Below are 19,884 nucleotides of genomic sequence, written 5' to 3'. Positions count from 1 at the left end.
TAATATACTATATCCTCTCACCATTTATTAGGTGTCATCGTGATAATCAAGGCAAGATCAATCGCAAAAGGAACCGGAAGCGGCAGGCTTCTCGTCTCGGAAGCCCCCATCTCATTCCTCTCCGGTGTGGATCCGGCAAGCGGCATCATCATTGAGGAGGGCCACCCCCTGAAGGGGGTCTGTATCAGGGACACCGTCCTCGCCTTTCCTTTCGGGAAGGGATCGACGGTCGGGTCATACATCATCTATGCCCTGAAGAGGAACAATGTCGCCCCCGCCGCACTCATCAACGCCGAGGCAGAGGTGATCATCGCTGTCGGAGCGATCATGGCCGGAATCCCGATGGTCGACAACCTGGAGGGGGGCTTCTCACAGCTCCGGACCGGCGTCCACGCAACCGTCGATGGGGATGCAGGGGAACTCCGGCTTGAAGAACCGGCTGATTCGTGATGCAGGTCACCTGGCGGGATATCAGGGCTGCACGGAACACCTTTGCGGCCCTCTCTGCCGCATGCGGGGTGGCAGGGTACGATCTCATCCCATCCGACTCGCCGGACGGGGATATCATCTGCTACAGCCTAAACAGCATCAATGAACCCCGTCTCAGATCCGAGATCCGGGATGCACCCGGTATCACCATCGTCGGGGGTCCTCATGCGTCTGCCTGCTACTGCGAGGTGGCAGAGTATGCAGATTATGTCATCGTCGGGGAGGGTGAGCGTACCCTCCCCCGCCTCCTTGATGCCATCATAACCGGCTCAGCCGACAAAATACCGGGTGTTGCGACAAAGGACGGCTATACCCCTGTTGATCATTCCGTCCTTCTTGATGCATATCCATGCTTCTCACGGGTCAAAGGATATCTTGAGATCTCACGGGGGTGCCCGCATGCCTGCGCATACTGCCAGACACCCCGGCTCTTCGGCAACCGGATGCGGCATCGGAGTATCGATGCGATCGCGGCATCGGCAGCCCGTATCTCTGATGCGAGGTTCGTCACCCCGAATGCTCTTGCCTATGGATCAGACGGACGGAAACCCCGGCTTGAAAAGGTCGAGGCGCTCTTCCGCCGCCTTGCAGGGAACCGGATCTGGTTTGGCACATTTCCTTCCGAGGTCCGGCCCGAGTGGGTGACTGATGAGGCACTCGATCTCATCTGCACGTACACCGCAGGACGGAAGATTCATTTCGGTGGGCAGTCCGGGAGTGATCGGATCCTCTCCCTGATCAGGCGCGGCCATACCAGATCCGATGTGGAAGAGGCCGTCGATCGGGCGGTCTCCCATGGCCTCCTCCCCGTCGTCGATATGATCGTCGGCTTCCCGGGAGAGTCTGAGGAGGATCTCGGGATGACCATCGATCTCATCCGGCAGATCACACGATATGGAAAGGTGCATCTTCACTACTTCATGCCGCTCCCCGGCACTCCGCTTGGCGGATCCACACCACAACCCCTCCCCCCGTCTGCGGAGAAGATCTTTGGATCCCTTGCCCTGGGCGGACGGCTCACCGGGTACTGGACCGATCCCGGACGAAGGTTTTTGAATGCGTCAGGAGATACAGAAGATATATGATGAAAGCATTGCTGCTTGCCGATCTGCACGGCACCTATGATCATCTCGATGATCTCCTCACCACCGAACCGGACTGCCTCTTTATCGCAGGCGATCTGACGCAGTTTGGACCTCTTGAGGAGATAACGGCACTCATCGACCGGCTTGACCTCCCCGTCCTTGCCGTCCCCGGCAACTGCGATCCCCGGGACTCGCTCTCCTGCCTCGACGACTCAGGGGCGGTCTGCCTCCATGGATCCTCCATCTCCCTCAATACGGTCACCATCGCAGGGATCGGGGGATCGAACCCGACACCATTCAATACCGCTTTTGAATGCTCAGAAGAGGAGATCGACGAGACGATGGCAGCGATGCTTCAGAGGATGGAGAAGAACCAGACGAATATCCTCATCTCCCATGCACCCCCCTATGGAGCGCTCGATGAGGTCTCCCCAGGTGTCCATGTCGGTTCAACGAGTATAGCGAAGTATCTCAAGGCCTTCGATATCGTCTGCTGTGCTCACATTCATGAGCAGAGAGGGGTTGTCAGGGTTGGAGAGACCTGGGTAGTGAACCCGGGCCCTGCATCCGAGGGGTATGGTGCCCTCATTCATATCGGTGATGAGAGCGGCGATATCAGGATTGAGCTGCTTGCTCTTTCTCAAGATGCAGCTCAAGATAGCTGAGGCAGAACCGTTCCCCGATAATACCAAATTCAGTGGCAATTCTCTCTATCTCTTTTTCCGCCTCCTCCGGGGTGAGGTCCCCTGCCGCCTCAACCTCTGCGAAGGTGCCAAGCCCGTCCACCTGGTCGAGGGTCACCGTCGCCCTGCCCACGCGGTATGACTCCCGGTACTTCTGGACAGCCGCTGTCTTCTGGTACCCTATCCTGCTGAGGATTGCATCCATCGTCTCACGGGATTCGACCCGGATGTTTAACTCTTCACGCGCCTTCATTGTGCCGCACCCAACCTTCGGCCCTTTATAGGTGAGGACTGCGATATCTCCTGCCTCCCTCAGACGGAGCGCCTCATCGGTCTCTGCAAAGTTCCTAAGCGGCCCCTGATAGTAGGCATCATACTCCATCCCTTCCCCCAGAAGCTCTGCCCCGGATGCAACCAGCCGCTCACGTATCGGTGCCAGCTCATTCACCTTCACCTTTATCTCAATCTCAAGCATGCAAAACCACTTCTTTAAGTATTATTCAGCACCATTTAATAAGACAGGGTATCATTATGGCTATCGAGAATGGCGTTTTTATCCGTCTCTCATACACTGGATCCATCGAAGGAATCGCCTTTGATACGACCCGTGAAGAGACCGCAAAGGAATCAGGTATTTTCAATGAAAAAGCACGGTACGGCCCGATGGTCATCCGTGTCGGAAGCGGCCATGTCATCCCTGGTCTTGATGAGGCTCTCACTGGTGCCGAGCCTGGCGTTGAGCAGACCATCACCGTCGCCCCGGAGAAGGGTTTTGGCCCCCATGACAGGGAGCAGGTGAAGGCATATCCGTTCAAGGCATTTGAGAAGAAGCCGACGATTGGAACCAGAATCTCCCAGGATAAGAAAGAGGGTGTCGTCGTCGATATCATCGGCCAGCGGGCACTTGTTGACTTCAACCACCCGCTTGCAGGCAAGACCCTGGAATATACATTCACCGTCGAAGAGATTGTGGCTGATGATGTCGAGAAAATGCAGGGGATGATCCGGCTCTTCTCCGGTCGTGATATCGATCTCGAATTCACTGACGGCAAGGTCACCATGCATCTCCCACCGGGAATCAACTATGATCAGCGGTGGTTTATGTGGCGTGGCACCATCGTCCAGGAGCTCTTCAAGGTCAGTGATTCGGTCTCTGAGATCGTCTTTATGGAGACATTCAGACGGCCCGAGCCCCCGGCAGTTGAAGAACCGGAAGCAGCCGAACCACAGACAGAAGAACCAGAAGTCTGAACCTACCGTTTCAGTCTATCGCATATCTGAGGAGTGCGGCGATCCCGCCAAGCCCCTCAACTCTTTTTCCCGGCTCAAATTCCGTTGAGAGGACGATGATTGACGCCTGCATCGACTCTGCCTCTTCCATAATACGGGCAACACCGGGGGTCCGGACTGCGGTATCAGAGACGATCAGCTGTTCTACCGCTCCAAAAGAGACAGCCCGCGTCACATCGTCGATCCCATAGGTGACGGGATCATTGCGGGCAACCCGTTTGAAGATCTCATCGACCGCCCGGACCTCAGCGGCGAGCTGGAGATCCTCTGCCACCTTCTCAAGGACGCCGTCGCCGATCGCCTGCTGGATTGCACCGTATCCGCTCCGCTGGGTATCGACGACCATGATTCGCGGTGCCAGGTCGGGCGCATTGGATCGGATATATGCAACACACTCCTCCTTGATGAAGCCGGGGCCTGCGATGACGATAGGCCCTGTCACCGAGGAAAGGAATGAAAGGATCTCCTTGAAGAGCCCCTGCCGGCTGTTCTCCCCCCGGGTCTTGCCGCTCCCCGCGGTGATGGTGGTGATCCGCTCAGGCCCGTACTGGCGAACCCGGCAGATCTCCGCCTCCCCCTCCTCGACTGCAATGATATGAACGGCATCATAGAGCGATGCCTTCACCGCACGGTCGATCCGTTCGAGATCGGTCCCCCTCCACCTCCTGATGACTGAGATCTCATATCCGGTCTCGAGATTGAAGCTGTGGTGGAGCCCGGGATCCGGACCGTCACGAATGATGCCCGCCACCCGGAGTCTCCTGGATTCGGGGACGAACTCAACTCTCTCGACCTCAATACCGAGCCGGACCGGCCGCTTCTCGATCTTGTCGGGGCGGATCTTATCAGAGGACTGCTCGACTGATCTGAGGGTTGTTGCATAGACCCGGTCACCCGCCTCGATGAGGTGGGAGAGGTGCCAGAGATCATCGAAAGACTCCGGGTTGAGCTTGATCTCGCCGACGTTCCGTTTCAGATCACAGAATACCGCTTTCATGCCTCTTCCAGAATATCCGATCCGCCGGCCGGAACGAAGGCGGCGACCGCCTCGGTTGAGAGCACACTCCTGAGCAGCTTTGCATCGGTTGCGGAGATCTGATCCCGAAGGATCCGCACAGCCTTCTTTGCGATGTCGTTTGGCTCAAATGTTCCCGGAGTAAGCCTCACCATCTCTTTTGCCCTTTCTCTGATGGCATTCTCAGGACCCCCGATGACGGCAAGGGTCGGTTCGGTCACGACCCCGATTGCGATACCAAGGGGGACAGAGCGGTAGTACTTCCGCTCTCCCCTGATCACAAATGCTCCCTTTGCGATGTACTCGCCGGACTCCGGTGTCTTGCTGACCTGATCGGGGCGGACGGCATAGACATCGCCTGACCCATACCCGCTCTTCCAGAAGTTTGAGAATGACGCGGCAAAGGCGGTCACTTCATCCATCCGTTCAGTTTTGCCTTTCACAATGACGACACTTCCTCCATGAATATCCGCATGGACGAAGGTGTCGCCGCCTTCCATGTACTTTCTGACGAGCTCCTCGTTCTGATCAGCATCCCTTCCCCCGATGACGAGGACACCGTCGCTCGTCTCAAACCAGCGGAAGCGGTGATACCACTTGGGTTTCTGCCGCTTCTGGATCGGCTTTGCCTCCTTCTTTGGGGCCGGGGGGCGGCTCATCGCCCGGATGGCTCCCTCCTTCTTGGAACGGAACTTCTTCATCTGATCATAGTAGACGCCGACATTTCCTTCGACACTCTTTTTGATCGAGACGGTCACCTTCATCCCGAGATCCAGGACGACGGAAGCATCAGCAGGATTGACCGAGACGATCATCGCCGCCGCCGGGTGATCAGCCTTCTTCAGGACTTCAGCAATCTGCTGCCATGACATCTTCTCAGCAGCTGCTGCAAGGGTGGTGATCAGGTGCGAGACATCAGAGTAATGCTCATAGATGAGTTCTGCCGCCCGTTCAGACTCTGCAATCTTCGCCTCGAACTTTGTGATCGCAGCCTCCTGCTGCCGCCTGATACGCTCCTCACGGGAGAGGACCTCCTTTCTGGCCGTCTCCTTCTCCTCGATCTTAGGGAGCGGGAAGAACTCCGAGAGGGCCTCGGAGAAGGTCGGATGCCCGGATACCGGGGGTGATCCGGTGAGGGGGAACGGCCAGCATCCCCGTCCGTCGATGACCGGCCCGGCAATGGACGCTGCATCATTCAGGATGCCCCTGTAGGCTGTATAGAGGCTCTGCAGGATACGGTCGTCAAGGTACTTCGTCGGGAACTCCTTCTCAACACCTGCGCGGGAACAGAGCTCCTCTGCCATCACACCACCGAACATCAGGTTTGTGGCGATCGTCCTGACGAGATCACGATCTGATTCTTTGAGAGTCTCACTGAAGGTATCAAATGGAAGAGCGGCCAGATCCGGGCCCCCCATCTCATATACCTCCCCGGAAACGATCTCGCGTTCGCGGAACCGCCGCCTCTTCAGGGCATTCTGGATGACATTATTTCCATCAGTGAGGATGATGTTCCCTTCATCGAAGAGCTCGATGATCATCTTCAGGATGCCTTCTCCTTTCCCGATCTCAAGGATGATCACCCGCTCGATGCTCTTCTGCGTCACCGAGAGGACCTTCCCCCCCTCGATATACTTGCGGAGGTACATCGAGTATCCGGATGGGTTCTTCGGAGCCGGGGGGAGGCGGGGGACCATGTGGGCACGCCTCCCGATCTCCACGAAGAAGAGATGGCGTGCCTTATTCTCGCCATTGAGCCGGAACCCGAAGTTCATGGTGTCATATTGATAGATCTTTCCGATCCAGAGAGGAAGATGGCTCTTCATCTCCGCGGTCAATGCGGTGAGATCAAGTCCGCTCATCCCCTGTTTTGTCGCCATGATAATACCAAGATACATAAGATGCGAAGACTAAAAAATACTCCACTGGTGCATTATGAGTAAAAGTTCAAAGGAGAGGCGTCAGATGAAGCGGGATCCAAAGGATACTCCCGTGGAGAAACAGGATCCAAAGGATCTCCGTCCCGATAATGAGGGTTCAGAGGAGGATCAGCCCGAGACGACTGAGCCTGCCGAGACGAAGGCGGTAAAGAAGGATCCACATGCGAAGCGCCTCGAAAAGAAGGAGCAGCATATCAAGCGGGTGAAGAGGACCCTCATCGCCTGTATCATGGGTTTCTTTGCCGGTGTCCTCTCCTTCCTCCTTGGCGGGGTGCCTGACGCCGCGGGTGTCCAGCCAAACACCTTCCTTGCCATCCTCCTTCTGATGGCCGGTATCGTCTTCCAGAAGCATATCTTCATGCTGATCGGCATTGATCTCGAAGAACTTGGGAAGAAAGACTGGTTCTACCAGGGATTCATGACATTTGCCCTCTGGATTATTACCTGGACGATCCTCCTGACCACAAGTATCCTCTGATCTGCCATGCGAATTGCTGTTGTCCACCGGGATCGGTGCCACTCGAAAAAATGTGGGACCGAATGCATCATCTATTGTCCGCGCGTCCGAACCGGTGATGAGACGATCATCATCGGGGGGGATGATAAGGCCGAGATCTCAGAAGAGCTCTGTGTCGGGTGTGGTATCTGCATCAAGAAATGCCCGTTTGATGCAATTGATATCATCACTCTCCCCGTTGAGCAGGAGTTTCCAACCCACCGGTACGGAAAGAACGGGTTCGTTCTCTATGGCCTGCCAATCCCTGTCGAAGGGAAGGTCTCCGGGATCCTCGGTGCAAACGGGATCGGGAAGAGTACCTCTGTTGCCATCCTCTCCGGCCAGCTCCAGCCAAATCTCGGCGGAGAGACCGGGGATGCAGGGTCATGGGATCTCATCCTGAAACAGTATGCCGGGACCGAGCTCTTCGATTACATCAAGGCGGTCTCTGAAAAAGGTGTGAAGGTCGCCGTCAAGCCGCAGTATATCGACGGTATCCCGAAGGTCTTCAAGGGGAAGGTCGGGGATCTCCTCAAACGGACCGACGAGACGGGCCGGCTTGATCAGTATATCCGGGAACTCTCCCTTGAGAATGTCCTTGATAAGAATGTCGATACCCTCTCCGGCGGAGAACTGCAGCGAATCGCCTTTACCGCCTGCCTCTCCCGCGAGGCCGACTTCTACTTCCTCGACGAAGTGACGCCGTTCCTTGATATCTACCAGAGGATGGCGGCGGCCCGGCTGATCCGTGCACTTGCGGCAACGCGGCCGGTGATGATCGTCGAGCATGATCTGGCGATCCTCGATCTCCTCGCCGATACCGTTCATATAGGATACGGAAAACCTGCGGTCTTTGGTATCATCACCCGCCCAAAAGGGGTCCGTGTCGGGATCAATCAGTACCTTGAAGGATTCCTCCATGAGGAGAATGTCCGGTTCCGGGATCACCAGGTCGTCTTTGAGACGCGATCCCACAATAAGACGGTTGACCGTGAGACGCTCCTCTCCATCCCCTCGATGAGGAAGAGCTTCCCCGGCTTTTCACTCACGATCGATGGCGGCGATATCAGGCGGGGGGAGGTCCTCGGGGTCGTCGGGGCAAATGGTATCGGAAAGAGTACCTTTGCAAACCTCCTTGCCGGTGTCTATGAGCCGGATGCCGGATCCGGGAAGATGGAACGGACACTGAAGGTCGCCTATAAACCCCAGTACATCAAGGCGGGATCCGATGCGACCGTCGAGGAGCTCCTCAGGGCTGCGACCAGGCGGTTTGACACCTCGTACTACCAGCATGAGATCATCGAGCCGCTGATGCTCGGCCCGATCCTCCAGTCCCCTGCCGATACCCTCTCCGGAGGAGAGCTTCAGCGACTGGCCATCGCCCTCTGCCTCTCCCAGGATGCGGATCTCTATATTCTTGATGAACCGAGTGCCCACCTTGATGTGGAGCAGAGGATGAAGTCCGTTCGGGTCATCAAGCACTTTGCTGAAGGAAAAGAGGTGGGTGTGCTGGTCATCGACCATGATATGTATATCATCGATATGCTCTCTGAGCGTCTTCTCGTCTTTGAAGGAGAACCAGGGAACCGGGGTGCCGCATTTGGTCCCTTTGGGATGCAGGACGGGATGAACCGGTTCCTCGGCAACCTGGGGATCACATTCAGAAGAGATAAGAGCGGACGGCCGAGGATCAACAAGGTGGGATCCTTCCTTGACCGGGATCAGAAATCACGGGGCGAGTATTATTACGCAACCCCGGATGATGAATAATTTTTTTTATAATTCCGAGCAGTTTCCGTCGGCACGCCGGATTCTGATCTCAAAGCCATCTGCGGGGCAGTAATAGACCGTACGGCCCTTTGTCCCGCCGATATCCTCTCCCTTGACTGAGATCCCGTTCTTCTTCAGGAGCTCCCTGATCGCCTCGACGTTCCGGAGGCCTATCGAGAGGTTTCCACTGAAGTTGGCAAACATCTGGGCTCCGCCGACCAGTTTCGCCTGAAGGGTCTTTGGTGTACAGCCCTTCTTTGAGAGATCCTTGAGAAGGATCTCAACTGCTGTATCGGCGTACTTCCCCGGCCGATCACGCTTGCCTCCGCTCTCAGGAAGCATAATATGTGCCATGCCGCCGATGCCAAGACGGGTGTCATGGAGAATGAGGCCGATGCAGGACCCAAGACCGATGGAGGTCATCGGCTCTGTTCCGACATAGTAATCTCCGATACCAATGACGATCGCCCGTGGATCGCTTCGAGGGGGATTTCTGTCCATCCAGGGATTCTCCGATCGCTTAGCTATGGGCATTGAGCAGTTTGTCCATCATTTCAAGTATCTGCGAGAGTGTGTGTATCTCAGGGAGCATCAGGAGATCCCCGTTGATCGCATACTGGTCGCAGACCAGTTTGGTATGGAAGAAGACGACCTCGTTGACATCACAGGCGACCTCGACAAGCAGCTGCTGGATTGCGGCATGCCCCATATCGATGACGAGAACTGGCGGGGAGGGGAGCATCACGACCCCGAGGAGCTCGGCGGTGGCGTCAAGGAAGGCGGAGACCATGATATTGCCGATCTCGTTGAGTGCACTCTCGTCCATCTCGTTGATCTCGCGATCCTCATCGGCCATCCCGAGCATTGTGTTCGTCATCCGGATGGCGGAGTGGAGCGGCATGAGGAATATGACATATCCTGCCTTCTCTATCTCCCCCTGCATCTCAAAGATTGCGAGTGCCGAGACCTCATCGGTGACATGCTTGTAGATATCGGCGAGATCGACGATCTCAACCGACGGGACGGTCATCTCAATCTCCCCCATCAACATCTGTGAGAGGGACGTTGCTGCATGGGAGGCTCCAATGTTTCCAAGTTCGCTTAGCGCATCCAACTGGGCGGGTGTCAGGACTGTCATACTATTACACCATTGTATTTACATCTAGTACCGGAACGACATGACCATCTCCAAGGATGGTGATGCCGGAGATTCCACGGGTCACCCCGATGATGGAACTGAGTGGCTTGACCACCACCTCCTGCTGGCCTTCGACAAGGTCAACGGCGATGCAGCTCTTTTTGTTGTCATACTGCACCACGACAAGGATCTCGGTCTCTTCGGAGAGGCCGAACATATCCTCAAGCATATGGAGGGGGAGGACTTCATCCCTGAGGAGGATGGATTCCTGTCGTCCGATACGGTGGATATTCTCTCTTCTCATACTCGCCACCTCAACGATGGCGCTGATCGGAATTGCGATTCTTCTGTTGTTGAGCCTGACGATCATCACCTCGACGATCGCCATCGTCGGGGGAAGGAGGAGTTCAAACGTCGATCCTCTCCCCTCATGGGATGTGACCCGTATCGTTCCCTTCAGTGACTCGATAGCACCCCGCACAACATCCAGGCCGACACCGCGTCCGCTGATGTCGGTGATGGCATCTGCTGTGCTGAAGCCTGCATGGAAGAGGAGGTTGATCGCCTCCTCTTTCGTCAGCTGATCAGCCTGATCCCGGGTGAGGATCCCCTTCTCTATCGCTTTTGCCTTCACCTTCTCAACATTGATCCCGCCCCCATCATCCCGGAGCTCGATGATGACGTTGTCACGGTCGCGGCGTGCTGAGAGATGGACGAGCCCTTTGGCAGGTTTACCGGCGGCAATCCTCTTCTCCGGAGGCTCGATCCCATGATTGACGGCGTTTCTGATGAGGTGGAGGAGGGGGTCGTTTAACCCGTCCATCACGCTTCGGTCAAGTTCTGTCTCCCCTCCGACCATCACAAACTCAACCTCCTTCCCATCGTAATGGGCTGTATCCCGCACGACACGGGGGAGGCGGTTGAAGATATGGTTCAAGGGGATCATCCTGATATCCATCATCAGGATCTGGAGATCAGAGACGGATCGGTCGATCATCCCGATCGCCTCCTCCATCTCTTTCATTCTGTTCTTCTCTGCGATCTGTTTGAGCCTGCCACGGTTGATGACGAGATCCTCGATCAGGTTCATCATCCGGTCAAGCTGCTGGATATCGACCCTGAGATTCTTGATCTCCCGGTTCTTCGTCTCCGCTTTCTTCGGCGCCTTCTCCTCCGGACCGGGAGCGGCCATATCGTTTTGTATGGGCGTTTTTGGAGCGGCTGCCTCTTCGGCGATCACCTCGACGGATCTGATCTCGGGGACCAGTGCCGCCCTCTTCAGTGCCTCGGGGTCGCTCCCGGTCCTGATCTTCAGGTGAAAGACCGAGTCGAAGTTTCCGTCCTCGATCGCCTCACGCCCGGGATCAGTAGCGATGATCGCCCCCATCTCCTCGAGCCGCTCGATCGCGATACAGGCACGGAGTCCACGCATCGCTGACTCTTCATCAACCGAGATGAGGATCCGATAGACGGGGAGATCCGGGTCCTCGCCTATGAAGGTGACGGAGGCGATCTCGGATCCCTCAGCCGCAGAGGTGAGCGCCTCTTCTCCTGCATCGCTTGCGATCTCGATGGTGATCGTTCCATCAAATGAATCACCATCCCCTTCAAGGACGGCAAGCGGGGGTTCGGTCATGATGATGGTGCCGAACTGCTCAAGGTTGCCGATGGCGATGAGCGCCCGGACATCCTTCATCTGGGAGGCGTCATCGACGACGATCCTGATCCGGTACCTGGGAAGCCCGGCCTCAACAGGCGGCTCCGCATCCTGTATCTCCAGAACCGGGTCCTTCTTCTGGCCGGCCGGTATCCCGGAGGCTTTGAGTGCTGCCACCAGCTCATCGACATCAGCAGATGAACTGTCCCCCCCCTCCTCGATATCGTCGATCATCTCCTCGATGAGATCGACGGTCCGGAGGAGGAGATCCATCAGCCCCTGGGTGACCTCGACCTCCCTGTTCCTGATCGCCTGGAAGACATCCTCCATCGCGTGGCAGAGGTGCTCCATTGTGTCAAAGCCCATCGAGGCAGAGGCTCCTTTGAGGGTATGTGCCGCCCGGAAGATCTCATCGATCGCACCGGGATCATCTCCCCCCTCAAGGATGAGAATGTTCCGTACTATCACCTCATGGTTTTCCCGTGACTCTGCCACAAAGAGGCCCCGGTACTGTTCAAACTCTGACTCGACCATCTTCTCTACCCTCCTATCTGCCTGACTGCCCTGTGGATCTCAGATGCCATCCTCCTCAGGGGGATCGTCTCCTCCACCGCCTTATGCTCCAGTGCTGAACGTGCCATCCCGTAGACGAGGCATTCATCCTCGCGGACGACGAAGGTCCGCCCCCCTGCCCCCTTCACCGCAAGCATGCCTGCTCCTCCGTCACTCCCCATACCGGAGAGGATGACGGCGACGATCCGTTTCTGGTAGATCTGTGCTGCAGAGACGAATGTCTTGTCCACCGCCGGCTTGACGCCATGGATCGCAGGGCCGCTTGCATGGACGACCTTGCCGGCGATCGTTCCCGGGAATGAGGGGGCATTTGTCACGATGGTGTGGTATCCTGCTTTTGAGAGGAGGATCCGGTTTGTATCTATCAGATCCCCGTTCTCCGTCTCCTTCACCGGGAGGGGGCAGATCCGGTTGAACCTCTCCGCAAGCGCGGCAGTGAATCCGACCGGCATATGCTGGGTGATGATCACCCCTGCACCGAGATCTGCGGGGAACATCGAGAGGAGTGTGTCGAGCATCTGCGGTCCCCCGGCGGATGATCCGATCAGAACAAGGGTATCTGACCTCTTTGTATCCCCGGTGGCCGGTTGTGGCCGGGATTTTGGGATCTCCTGCGGCATCGAGGCGAGATGCTTGATCTTGGATCTGATCTCCTGGCCGATATCCCGGACCTTCCGGATGTCGGTCGGCTTTAAGAGGAAGTCTGCTGCTCCAAGACGGATCGCCTTGAGGGTCATATCGGCCCCTTCGGATGTGAGGGAGCTGAGCATGATCACCTTCGGCTGCCTGTCAGGATGGAACCGCCTCAGTTTTTTGAGGACCTCGATCCCGTCCATCCGGGGCATCTCGATATCGAGGGTGATAACATCGGGATTGAGCCGCTCGATTTTGGCAAGTGCATCTATCCCATCGACGGCTGTACCGACGATCTCGATCTCGGGATCACGGCCGATGATATCCTTCAGAATCGTCCGCATAAAGACGGAGTCATCGACGATCAGGAGAGATACCATATATCACGACGCAAGCACGTTCTTTACTTCATCAAGTACCTTCGGAGCCTGGAACGGCTTGACGACATAGCCCCGTGCCCCGCTCTTTATTGCGAGCTTCACCATCTGCTCCTGGCCGACGGCGGTGCACATCACAACCCTGGCACCGGGATCCATCTTCTTGATCTCCTTGAGTGCCTCAATACCATTCATCTTCGGCATGACGACATCCATCGTGACGAGATCAGGCTTCAGATCCTGGTATTTTGCAACGGCTTCGGTACCATCCGCAGCCTCTCCGACGATCTCATGGCCCCCGGAGAAGAGGATGTTTTTGAGAAGCGTTCTCATAAACATCGTATCATCGACGATTAAAATTCTACCCATTCAGCATCCATCCATTTATTAGTGTCCGATTATATATAGAGATATCTTCCCCTTCTGCAACCGCAATCAATTCGTACCGGATTTCGTGGCTTCTGTGATGTATCTGACCCCTTTTGCGGTCAGGTGGATCTCACGCCGGATCTCCTTGACCTCGGCCATATTCAGGTTGATCAGTTTGTCATAGATCCGATCGATATCCTTGAATTTGAGTTGCAGCATGTTCTGGATCGTGGATGAATCCATCCCGGAATAGACGAGCATCGCGATCTGCTGATCCATCGAGTCGAGATCCGCCCCCTCGACCGAGAGGCCTGCGGTGATCTCGGAGAGGAAGCTGTAGAGGATCTGCAGTGTCGAGAGCTGGGTGAGGACGAAGCTTGATACAAGCCCCTGATCCTCAAGGTGATCGATTCTGACGACATCCTGCTTCTTCTCATCGACCTCCCGCTTCGTCATCTCGATGCCCGAGACATCGGTGAGCGGGATACAGATCTGCTTGTTCTGGGTGACAAACCAGATGTCGCTCTTGAGGACCACGATCGCACCCTTCTCCCAGACGGCGTTGGTTATCAGCACTCCGCCACGGATCGCAGGGGACATGAAGAATGCCATCAGCCGGTAGGCGCTGCATTTCATCAGGATCCTGTGTTTGATGACGAAGAGGACCTTCTCAACGGATACGAGCCGAATCTCGGTTGCATTCTTCAAAATGATCGTGAGGGTGTTCTTCTTCTCCTGGAGATCGACGATGCTCTTCAACGGGATCGTCTGGCTCACCGGAGCCGGGATGATGATCTGCTCATCTTCAAGCGATATCTTACAATTGATCCATCCGTCATTATGCCGGATCTTCACAGGTGCTTCTACCATTCTCCTTCACCATCCTCGTTCTTATGCCTCTGACTCCTGGGCGGGCTCCTCGTCCTTCCTGCCGCCAAGCTGTCTGACCACCATCTCAAGCTCATCCTCAAGCTCTTCGGCGCGGACATCAACATCCTTAAGATCCCGGACGAGGCTGAGGTCAAGTTCTTTCTTGACGGTCTTGACATCACCTTTGAGGGCACTGAGGATATCCATATCGCTCCCCCCGCCGAGTGCCCCAAAGTCCGGTACCTTCTGTTCCTGATCGGGTGTGAACTGGTAGCCTTCATTGGCCGCGATAACCGTTTGCGGCTGCTCCTCCTCCTGATCCTCTTCCTCCTCCTCATCGGTATCAGGGGCTGCCGGGGTGCTCTTCTCCGGATCGGCATCGATATCGCCTATCTCATCGAGATCCTCATCGATCTCAAGGCTATCGAGATCCATCCCGGTTGAGAGTTCATCTGCATCGAATGCCTCATCATCCAGCGCCCCCTCCTGCGCAAGGATGGCGGCAGCATCATCCATGAATGAGGCGGATTCGGGATCGAAGGATACCCCCTCGTCACTATCGGGATCAGGGAGTGGAGCGTCCATCTCCATCTCGCCGTCAAGTTCTGCGAAGACGTCATCATCAAGCTCGTCAAGGGAGATATCTCCGAATACATCGTCGGCTTTGTCACCGGATCCCTGCTGTACACCGGATGCCGCGATCGCCCCGGCTGCGGCAAGCGCCTCGTCACGGGGAGATGCCTTCCCCGGTGTCCCACCAGGCCCGGAGACGGCAGGTGCGGCCTCCTCCTTTCTTCCCGGGCGGAGCCGGGCGAGGCGCTCCCGAAGCCCTCCAAAGAGGGGTTTCCTCTCTGTTGCGGGAGTTGCCGCCACCGGCGCCTCCTCTTTCTTTGAACGCCTGAACCGGGCTTTGACTGCGCCTGCAGCCCGCCCAAGGGGTGCGGCCGCAGCCTCAATCTTTTGGAACCCCCGGTAGAAGGAGGGCATCTTCTCCTCAAATTTCTCCCGCCAGCCAGGACCCGGAGGGATCTCCGGCTCGTCTATCTGTTCTTCTGCCTTCGCCCTCCTCAGACGGAGATCCGAGAGAGTGAGCGCCCCGGTCAGGAAGAGGAGGAAGACGCCGAGGACGAATGTCACAAGCAGGATGTAGATGACCGGAAGCTGGACAAAGACAAAGAATGTTCCGATGCTGACCGTTCCCAAGAAGAGGATTGCCCTCCGTACTGAATCTTTCATTATAATACTCCTCCTCCTGTTGAAACAAGCCCTTCCATGCTGAAGAAGACCTCAATAACCGGCGGGATCACCATGAAGAGCACCCCTGTGATGAAGAGCATCAGGGCTGCAAAGGGATAGGCGACACTTCTGTCCCCTCCGACGGCAAGTTTTGCGACGATGACGTTTGATATGCAGATGATGATGAGGATATTGACAACATACGCCCCGACGATCGCCTCGGGGAAGTCGACGAATATCCCAAGGGATCCTCCGCCCATCCCGCCAAGCGGTGAAGCTGTTGATTCAGAAAGTGCAGCGGATGCTGCATCAAAGGTCCCCATCACCTCGGTGATGGCACGGGAGAGGGTGACCAGGATCTGATAGAGTGCAATGAAGATGCCGGCCATCGCCGCATGCATCGGAACCAGCAGAACGATGAATCCCATGCTGATCATCTCACGCTTCTTCCTCATCAGCACCTGCTCAAGCATGGAATCGGCGACGACTGTTCCGATCTTCTTTGAGTCCCCGCCCATATTGACGGTATCACGGAAGATATTTAAGTACTTGTAGATGAAGTTGCTCCCACATTCGCCAACGAACTTTCTCCATGAGAGCTCTTCATTTAAGCCGAGGTTGAGCTTTGAGAAGACGGAGAGCATATGCGGCGAAAGGTTCACCATCGACTTTTTGTCGATCTCAGCGAGTGCCTGGGACATGGTTCCCCCCTTCCCTCCCATGATTGACCCGACACCACGGATGAAGTTCGGAAACTCCTCATCGCGGGCGATGACATTTTTGTTGTCGATATAGGCAAGAATACCAAGCGGGGCGAGCATGATGCCAACAAGCATGAAGATGACCCCTGCCTGGACCCCTGCTGCCCATGTGAGGAGCCATGCAGCCACCGTTACCGGAAGGACGATCTTCTCCATCCGGGCGATCATCCCCTGCTCTTTTGATAACCATTCCTCAGATTTATACACACGCTCATCAGTTGGCACAGTCTGAAACATCGTACCTATTCCGAAGAGGGAGATGAGGATGATGATCCAGTAAGTGATCGAGAGCGTCTCCTTCACCTCGCCCGGTGAATAGATCGCAACCGAGATCATGATAGTGACGGCAATAACGACCGCAGAGAGGAGCATCGCGATGTAGGCATCCCCCCATTTCTTCAGGAGCTCAAATCCGCTGTCCTGGTTGTTTCTGAAGATCTCCATCGATGAGGAGATCTCACCGTCAAGGAAGTCCTCGTCAGGCACCCCCGACTCCATCGAGTTTGCAAACCTGTTGAGGAGTGTTCGGAGGACATCATTATCTGTCCTTTCTGCAACAATCGATAGTGACTGAACATAGCTGTACCCCCAGCGCTTGACGAAGAACTCCACCTTCCTGATGGCTCTGGCGGGGGCATACTCCTTCCGTTCAGCAGTGGCCGCAAAGATCTCGGGACGCGAGGCACGGGCGATGGCAAGCGAGTTCATATAGGTGACCATGAAGAGGATATCAGAGACCATCCTCCGCTCTTCAAAGACCCGGTTGATCCTGTCATAGATCTTCCCAAAGAGATCCTCAAATGGGAGTTTGCCATTATTGCTCTCGCGGAGACGGTCAACAACATTCTCAAACATCTTAATCCTTCCCGACCTCGATCTTCAGGAGTCCCTGTTTCCTGACCTTCGTCAGCATATGAAAGAGATCATAATATCGGACGTATCCTGACTGGTGAAGCCTCTCGAGAATCTTCGCACGTTTATCGATCTCAAGATAGATGTCGGCCTTCCTCCGCTCCGGGATACCAAGCATCGTTGCGATCTTGTACTCAAGGAGGTAGCTGATCCCTCTGGCATTGAAGGTAAAGGTATCCGTCACCGGCTCCCAGGAGAATGCCTCGATGAACGAGAAGCCCTGCGTCTCCGGATCATAGCCGACGAGCTCTGATACCGAGAGGATACGCCTGACGGTCTCCCCGCTTGGCCGCTTCACTGCGCTCTGGATAACAACGAGATTTAAATTGTCGACGAAGGTCTTTGGGATCAGGATCGGATCTCCTGTGAGACGCTGGATCAGCTTTTCGACAGTCGCAGCATGAAAGGTGCTCATCACCGGGTGGCCGGTCTGCATTGCACCAAAGGCGATCGCACCCTCGACACCACGAATCTCTCCGACAAGGATCTGGTTCGGGCGCTGACGGAGTGCGGCACGCAGGAGGTCAAACATCGTCACTTCGGATCCTTCACCCTCTCCCTTGCCTTTTCCTTTGGCGACCTCCCGGGTCCAGTTCCGGTGCGGGATGTTCAGTTCCGGGGTATCCTCGATGGTGACGATCTTATTCTCAGGTGGCAGGAACGCAGTGATGGCATTGAGGGTGGTTGTTTTTCCGGATGCCGTCTCCCCTGAGACAAAGAGGGACATCCCGTACTCGACCATGATCCAGAGATATGCTGCCAGCATATAGTCGCAGCCGCCACCGGAGATGATGTTTAAGATTGAGAGCGGCTCCCCCATCGCCTTACGGATGGTGAAGTTGCTCCCGTGTTTGCTGATCTCGGTTCCATAGACGATGTTAATACGGGATCCATCAGGAAGGGTGGCATCGACGATCGGTGAGCGGTAGGTGATCGGGTGCTTGATCCGTTCAGCCATCTTCAGGACGAAGAGGTCAAGTTCATCTGATTTTTTGAATTCGATGACCGACTTCAGGCCTTTAAAGATCTTATGCTCGATGAAGATGGGGCCTACCCCGTTGCAGGAGATATCCTCGATGTATCCGTCTGAAAGGAATGGTTTTAGGATCCCCATATCGACCTTGTCACGGATGAGCAGGTACTCAAGTGCCGTGTATTGTGCCTGGGTAACGATCACCCTCCCATCTGCCGTCTGCGGGATGTCAGGGAATTTCATCTTTGAGGAATCTTTCTTTGGTTCCCCGATATCCTTCTGGAGGAAGTCGATGATCTTGTTTTTAAGAGAGATGGCGGCCTCTGTTGCCTGTTCGGTGATTACCGGGCTCTCTCCTTCACTTCTGATTGTGGTGATCTCCAGGAGAAGCTTCTTGAGGATATCACTCCGTTCCTTCTCAGTCACGGGATCATAATCGAGGGCATCGAGGAGATCGATCAGCTTGCATTCGATCGCCGGCATCAGGTAGTTGACACTGTGCAGGAAGGAAGGCTCAATCGGGATATAGTACTGGCGGACATCGTCGGGGTCCGGGAGGATATGGACGAAGACCCCTTTGCCGGCGGGATAGATGACGTTTGGGTTCTCCATCCCCTTCAGATCCCCTTTCAGCTCGGGGAGGAAGAGGGGCATCCCGTAGATATCCACCGGGAAGATGAGGAGGTATTCAAGGAGGTGCGGACTCTCGCGGACGTACTCCCTGGCGTTCTCAGGGAGCATCCTGTACAGTGCGGATGACTCGAGATCGCCTTCATAGATCCCTTCGACATCTGTTGTCTGGGGCTGAAAGGGGAGGGTTACGTCGATTGAGAGTGATGATGCCATACGTTATACCCGTGCAAAGGACATCGGAATGATCTTCATGCCGTACCCCGGGTGCACCTCAAATGATACCAGGTTTCCGGTCGTCTTCCGTGCACCCCGGACTTTTCCGACCTCCATCACCATCACATACTTGTCGCCGATGAGCGCCTTCTTCATCACAAGGTGGGCATCGCAGGTTGACCGGATGCGGACGAGGGAGTCTTCATCGAAGGCATAGGTGTGGAGTGTGATCAGGATGGTCTTGCCATTGTCAACAAGGGTCTTGCAATTGGTGAAGAAGGTGAGGACCATATCGGTCGATGCATACTCTGAGAAGAGAGTGAGCGAGTCGATGATGATCACCTCTGCCTTGCTCTGCTGGATATGCCTGATGAGCCGCCCGAGGATCCCCTGCATATCCTTCTCATCCCAGTCGAAGCCGACGACATGGAGGGGGAAGACCCGGAGGTACCCCCAGGCATAGTACTGGGAGATGTCAAGGCTCATCGACTCCATCTGGTTTAAGAAACTCTTGACGGTATTCTCGGTGGTGAAGAGGTCAACCCGGAAGGAGTTCTTCATCGCACCCCAGGTGATCTGCTGGGTGATGACGCTCTTGCCGGTGTCGTTCTCCCCCTCGATGAGGGTCATCGAGTAGAGGGGGAGGCCGTCGGCTATCTTCTTGTCGATCTCCGGGTTCCCGGTGGAGAGGATCTCCTTTCCGGTATCCAGATGAAGATCCTCATCAAGGACCTCTTCTTCCTCGTCATCGTCGTATATATTCTTCATTCT

The 19,884-nt window shown here is 55.8% G+C and carries 19 protein-coding genes; 6 read left to right on the top strand and 13 right to left on the bottom strand.

Annotated elements, in window-relative coordinates:
* Nucleotides 1-45: 45 nt before the first annotated feature.
* The 3 genes from J2T58_RS05030 to J2T58_RS05020 are packed head-to-tail and all read left to right on the top strand — an operon-like array spanning nucleotide 46 to nucleotide 2,239.
* Nucleotides 46-450: a DUF126 domain-containing protein gene (locus J2T58_RS05030; protein WP_436262633.1), complete on the top strand. Its 405-nt coding sequence runs from the start codon at nucleotides 46-48 to the stop codon at nucleotides 448-450.
* Nucleotides 450-1,574, top strand: coding sequence for a TIGR04013 family B12-binding domain/radical SAM domain-containing protein (locus J2T58_RS05025; protein WP_253487923.1), 1,125 nt, complete (start codon nucleotides 450-452; stop codon nucleotides 1,572-1,574). The genes J2T58_RS05030 and J2T58_RS05025 overlap by 1 nt, the downstream gene beginning before the upstream one ends.
* On the top strand, nucleotides 1,571-2,239 hold the full coding sequence (locus J2T58_RS05020) for a metallophosphoesterase family protein (RefSeq protein WP_253487922.1): 669 nt from the start codon (nucleotides 1,571-1,573) through the stop codon (nucleotides 2,237-2,239). The genes J2T58_RS05025 and J2T58_RS05020 overlap by 4 nt, the downstream gene beginning before the upstream one ends.
* Here the strand turns inward: J2T58_RS05020 and cyaB are convergent.
* Nucleotides 2,190-2,732 (bottom strand): class IV adenylate cyclase, encoded by a 543-nt coding sequence (cyaB, locus tag J2T58_RS05015; protein ID WP_253487919.1) that lies wholly within the window; start codon nucleotides 2,730-2,732, stop codon nucleotides 2,190-2,192. The two genes, J2T58_RS05020 and cyaB, sit on opposite strands and share 50 nt — an antisense overlap.
* 56 nt (nucleotides 2,733-2,788) lie before the next feature.
* On the opposite strand from cyaB, the gene J2T58_RS05010 reads away from it, so the two are divergent.
* Nucleotides 2,789-3,508 (top strand): peptidylprolyl isomerase, encoded by a 720-nt coding sequence (locus J2T58_RS05010; protein ID WP_253487917.1) that lies wholly within the window; start codon nucleotides 2,789-2,791, stop codon nucleotides 3,506-3,508.
* Between the two features lie 10 nt (nucleotides 3,509-3,518).
* Here the strand turns inward: J2T58_RS05010 and J2T58_RS05005 are convergent, their stop codons facing one another.
* Together J2T58_RS05005 and rqcH are read right to left on the bottom strand one after the other, a co-directional pair.
* The gene (locus J2T58_RS05005) at nucleotides 3,519-4,544 is read right to left on the bottom strand and encodes an mRNA surveillance protein pelota (RefSeq protein ID WP_253487915.1); all 1,026 of its coding nucleotides are present in this window, start codon (nucleotides 4,542-4,544) and stop codon (nucleotides 3,519-3,521) included.
* Nucleotides 4,541-6,442: a ribosome rescue protein RqcH gene (gene rqcH, locus J2T58_RS05000; protein WP_253487913.1), complete on the bottom strand. Its 1,902-nt coding sequence runs from the start codon at nucleotides 6,440-6,442 to the stop codon at nucleotides 4,541-4,543. The genes J2T58_RS05005 and rqcH overlap by 4 nt, the downstream gene beginning before the upstream one ends.
* A gap of 85 nt (nucleotides 6,443-6,527) precedes the next feature.
* On the opposite strand from rqcH, the gene J2T58_RS04995 reads away from it, so the two are divergent.
* Together J2T58_RS04995 and J2T58_RS04990 are read left to right on the top strand one after the other, a co-directional pair.
* Nucleotides 6,528-6,980: an EMC6-like membrane protein gene (locus J2T58_RS04995; RefSeq protein WP_253487912.1), complete on the top strand. Its 453-nt coding sequence runs from the start codon at nucleotides 6,528-6,530 to the stop codon at nucleotides 6,978-6,980.
* 6 nt (nucleotides 6,981-6,986) lie between these two features.
* Nucleotides 6,987-8,768, top strand: a complete 1,782-nt coding sequence (locus tag J2T58_RS04990) for a ribosome biogenesis/translation initiation ATPase RLI (protein WP_253487911.1) — start codon at nucleotides 6,987-6,989, stop codon at nucleotides 8,766-8,768.
* A 6-nt stretch (nucleotides 8,769-8,774) separates the two neighbouring features.
* Here J2T58_RS04990 and J2T58_RS04985 read toward each other — a convergent pair whose 3' ends face one another.
* From J2T58_RS04985 to arlH, 10 genes are all read right to left on the bottom strand, one after another.
* Nucleotides 8,775-9,269 carry a chemotaxis protein CheD gene (locus tag J2T58_RS04985; protein ID WP_253487910.1) on the bottom strand — a complete coding sequence of 165 codons (495 nt, stop codon included), beginning with the start codon at nucleotides 9,267-9,269 and terminating at the stop codon, nucleotides 8,775-8,777.
* A 19-nt stretch (nucleotides 9,270-9,288) separates the two neighbouring features.
* Nucleotides 9,289-9,906 (bottom strand): chemotaxis protein CheC, encoded by a 618-nt coding sequence (locus J2T58_RS04980; RefSeq protein ID WP_253487909.1) that lies wholly within the window; start codon nucleotides 9,904-9,906, stop codon nucleotides 9,289-9,291.
* Between the two features lie 4 nt (nucleotides 9,907-9,910).
* Nucleotides 9,911-12,097 (bottom strand): chemotaxis protein CheA, encoded by a 2,187-nt coding sequence (locus tag J2T58_RS04975; RefSeq protein WP_253487908.1) that lies wholly within the window; start codon nucleotides 12,095-12,097, stop codon nucleotides 9,911-9,913.
* 5 nt (nucleotides 12,098-12,102) lie between these two features.
* Nucleotides 12,103-13,149 (bottom strand): chemotaxis-specific protein-glutamate methyltransferase CheB, encoded by a 1,047-nt coding sequence (gene cheB, locus J2T58_RS04970; RefSeq protein ID WP_253487907.1) that lies wholly within the window; start codon nucleotides 13,147-13,149, stop codon nucleotides 12,103-12,105.
* A gap of 3 nt (nucleotides 13,150-13,152) precedes the next feature.
* A complete protein-coding gene (locus J2T58_RS04965; RefSeq protein WP_211530003.1) occupies nucleotides 13,153-13,515 on the bottom strand; it encodes a response regulator in 363 nt (120 codons plus the stop codon).
* Between the two features lie 66 nt (nucleotides 13,516-13,581).
* The gene (locus J2T58_RS04960; RefSeq protein ID WP_253487906.1) at nucleotides 13,582-14,385 is read right to left on the bottom strand and encodes a DUF8579 domain-containing protein; all 804 of its coding nucleotides are present in this window, start codon (nucleotides 14,383-14,385) and stop codon (nucleotides 13,582-13,584) included.
* 21 nt (nucleotides 14,386-14,406) lie between these two features.
* Nucleotides 14,407-15,621 (bottom strand): LapA family protein, encoded by a 1,215-nt coding sequence (locus J2T58_RS04955; protein WP_253487904.1) that lies wholly within the window; start codon nucleotides 15,619-15,621, stop codon nucleotides 14,407-14,409.
* Nucleotides 15,621-17,237, bottom strand: coding sequence for an archaellar assembly protein ArlJ/FlaJ (arlJ, locus tag J2T58_RS04950; protein ID WP_253487902.1), 1,617 nt, complete (start codon nucleotides 17,235-17,237; stop codon nucleotides 15,621-15,623). The genes J2T58_RS04955 and arlJ overlap by 1 nt, the downstream gene beginning before the upstream one ends.
* A 1-nt stretch (nucleotide 17,238) precedes the next feature.
* Entirely contained in the window at nucleotides 17,239-19,113 is a 1,875-nt protein-coding gene (flaI, locus tag J2T58_RS04945; protein WP_253487900.1) for an archaellum flagellar ATPase motor FlaI, read from the bottom strand.
* Between the two features lie 3 nt (nucleotides 19,114-19,116).
* Entirely contained in the window at nucleotides 19,117-19,881 is a 765-nt protein-coding gene (gene arlH / locus J2T58_RS04940) for an archaellum protein ArlH (protein ID WP_301287479.1), read from the bottom strand.
* Between the last annotated feature and the right edge of the window lie 3 nt (nucleotides 19,882-19,884).

It is taken from the genome of Methanocalculus alkaliphilus (genome assembly GCF_024170505.1).
Taxonomy (GTDB): domain Archaea; phylum Halobacteriota; class Methanomicrobia; order Methanomicrobiales; family Methanocorpusculaceae; genus Methanocalculus; species Methanocalculus alkaliphilus.
This window is presented reverse-complemented; position numbering and strand designations above follow the sequence as displayed.

Excerpts from the sequence above, each read along its gene's own strand:
- cheB (WP_253487907.1), bottom strand. The coding sequence starts at position 13,149 with ATGGTATCTCTCCTGATCGTCGATGACTCCGTCTTTATGCGGACGATT.
- flaI (WP_253487900.1), bottom strand. The coding sequence starts at position 19,113 with ATGGCATCATCACTCTCAATCGACGTAACCCTCCCCTTTCAGCCCCAG.
- J2T58_RS04990 (WP_253487911.1), top strand. The coding sequence starts at position 6,987 with ATGCGAATTGCTGTTGTCCACCGGGATCGGTGCCACTCGAAAAAATGT.
- J2T58_RS05010 (WP_253487917.1), top strand. The coding sequence starts at position 2,789 with ATGGCTATCGAGAATGGCGTTTTTATCCGTCTCTCATACACTGGATCC.
- arlH (WP_301287479.1), bottom strand. The coding sequence starts at position 19,881 with ATGAAGAATATATACGACGATGACGAGGAAGAAGAGGTCCTTGATGAG.
- J2T58_RS04955 (WP_253487904.1), bottom strand. The coding sequence starts at position 15,621 with ATGAAAGATTCAGTACGGAGGGCAATCCTCTTCTTGGGAACGGTCAGC.
- J2T58_RS05005 (WP_253487915.1), bottom strand. The coding sequence starts at position 4,544 with ATGAAAGCGGTATTCTGTGATCTGAAACGGAACGTCGGCGAGATCAAG.
- J2T58_RS05025 (WP_253487923.1), top strand. The coding sequence starts at position 450 with ATGCAGGTCACCTGGCGGGATATCAGGGCTGCACGGAACACCTTTGCG.
- J2T58_RS04980 (WP_253487909.1), bottom strand. The coding sequence starts at position 9,906 with ATGACAGTCCTGACACCCGCCCAGTTGGATGCGCTAAGCGAACTTGGA.
- J2T58_RS04995 (WP_253487912.1), top strand. The coding sequence starts at position 6,528 with ATGAAGCGGGATCCAAAGGATACTCCCGTGGAGAAACAGGATCCAAAG.
- J2T58_RS04975 (WP_253487908.1), bottom strand. The coding sequence starts at position 12,097 with ATGGTCGAGTCAGAGTTTGAACAGTACCGGGGCCTCTTTGTGGCAGAG.
- J2T58_RS04985 (WP_253487910.1), bottom strand. The coding sequence starts at position 9,269 with ATGGACAGAAATCCCCCTCGAAGCGATCCACGGGCGATCGTCATTGGT.
- J2T58_RS04960 (WP_253487906.1), bottom strand. The coding sequence starts at position 14,385 with ATGGTAGAAGCACCTGTGAAGATCCGGCATAATGACGGATGGATCAAT.
- rqcH (WP_253487913.1), bottom strand. The coding sequence starts at position 6,442 with ATGGCGACAAAACAGGGGATGAGCGGACTTGATCTCACCGCATTGACC.
- cyaB (WP_253487919.1), bottom strand. The coding sequence starts at position 2,732 with ATGCTTGAGATTGAGATAAAGGTGAAGGTGAATGAGCTGGCACCGATA.
- arlJ (WP_253487902.1), bottom strand. The coding sequence starts at position 17,237 with ATGTTTGAGAATGTTGTTGACCGTCTCCGCGAGAGCAATAATGGCAAA.
- J2T58_RS04965 (WP_211530003.1), bottom strand. The coding sequence starts at position 13,515 with ATGGGTAGAATTTTAATCGTCGATGATACGATGTTTATGAGAACGCTT.
- J2T58_RS05020 (WP_253487922.1), top strand. The coding sequence starts at position 1,571 with ATGATGAAAGCATTGCTGCTTGCCGATCTGCACGGCACCTATGATCAT.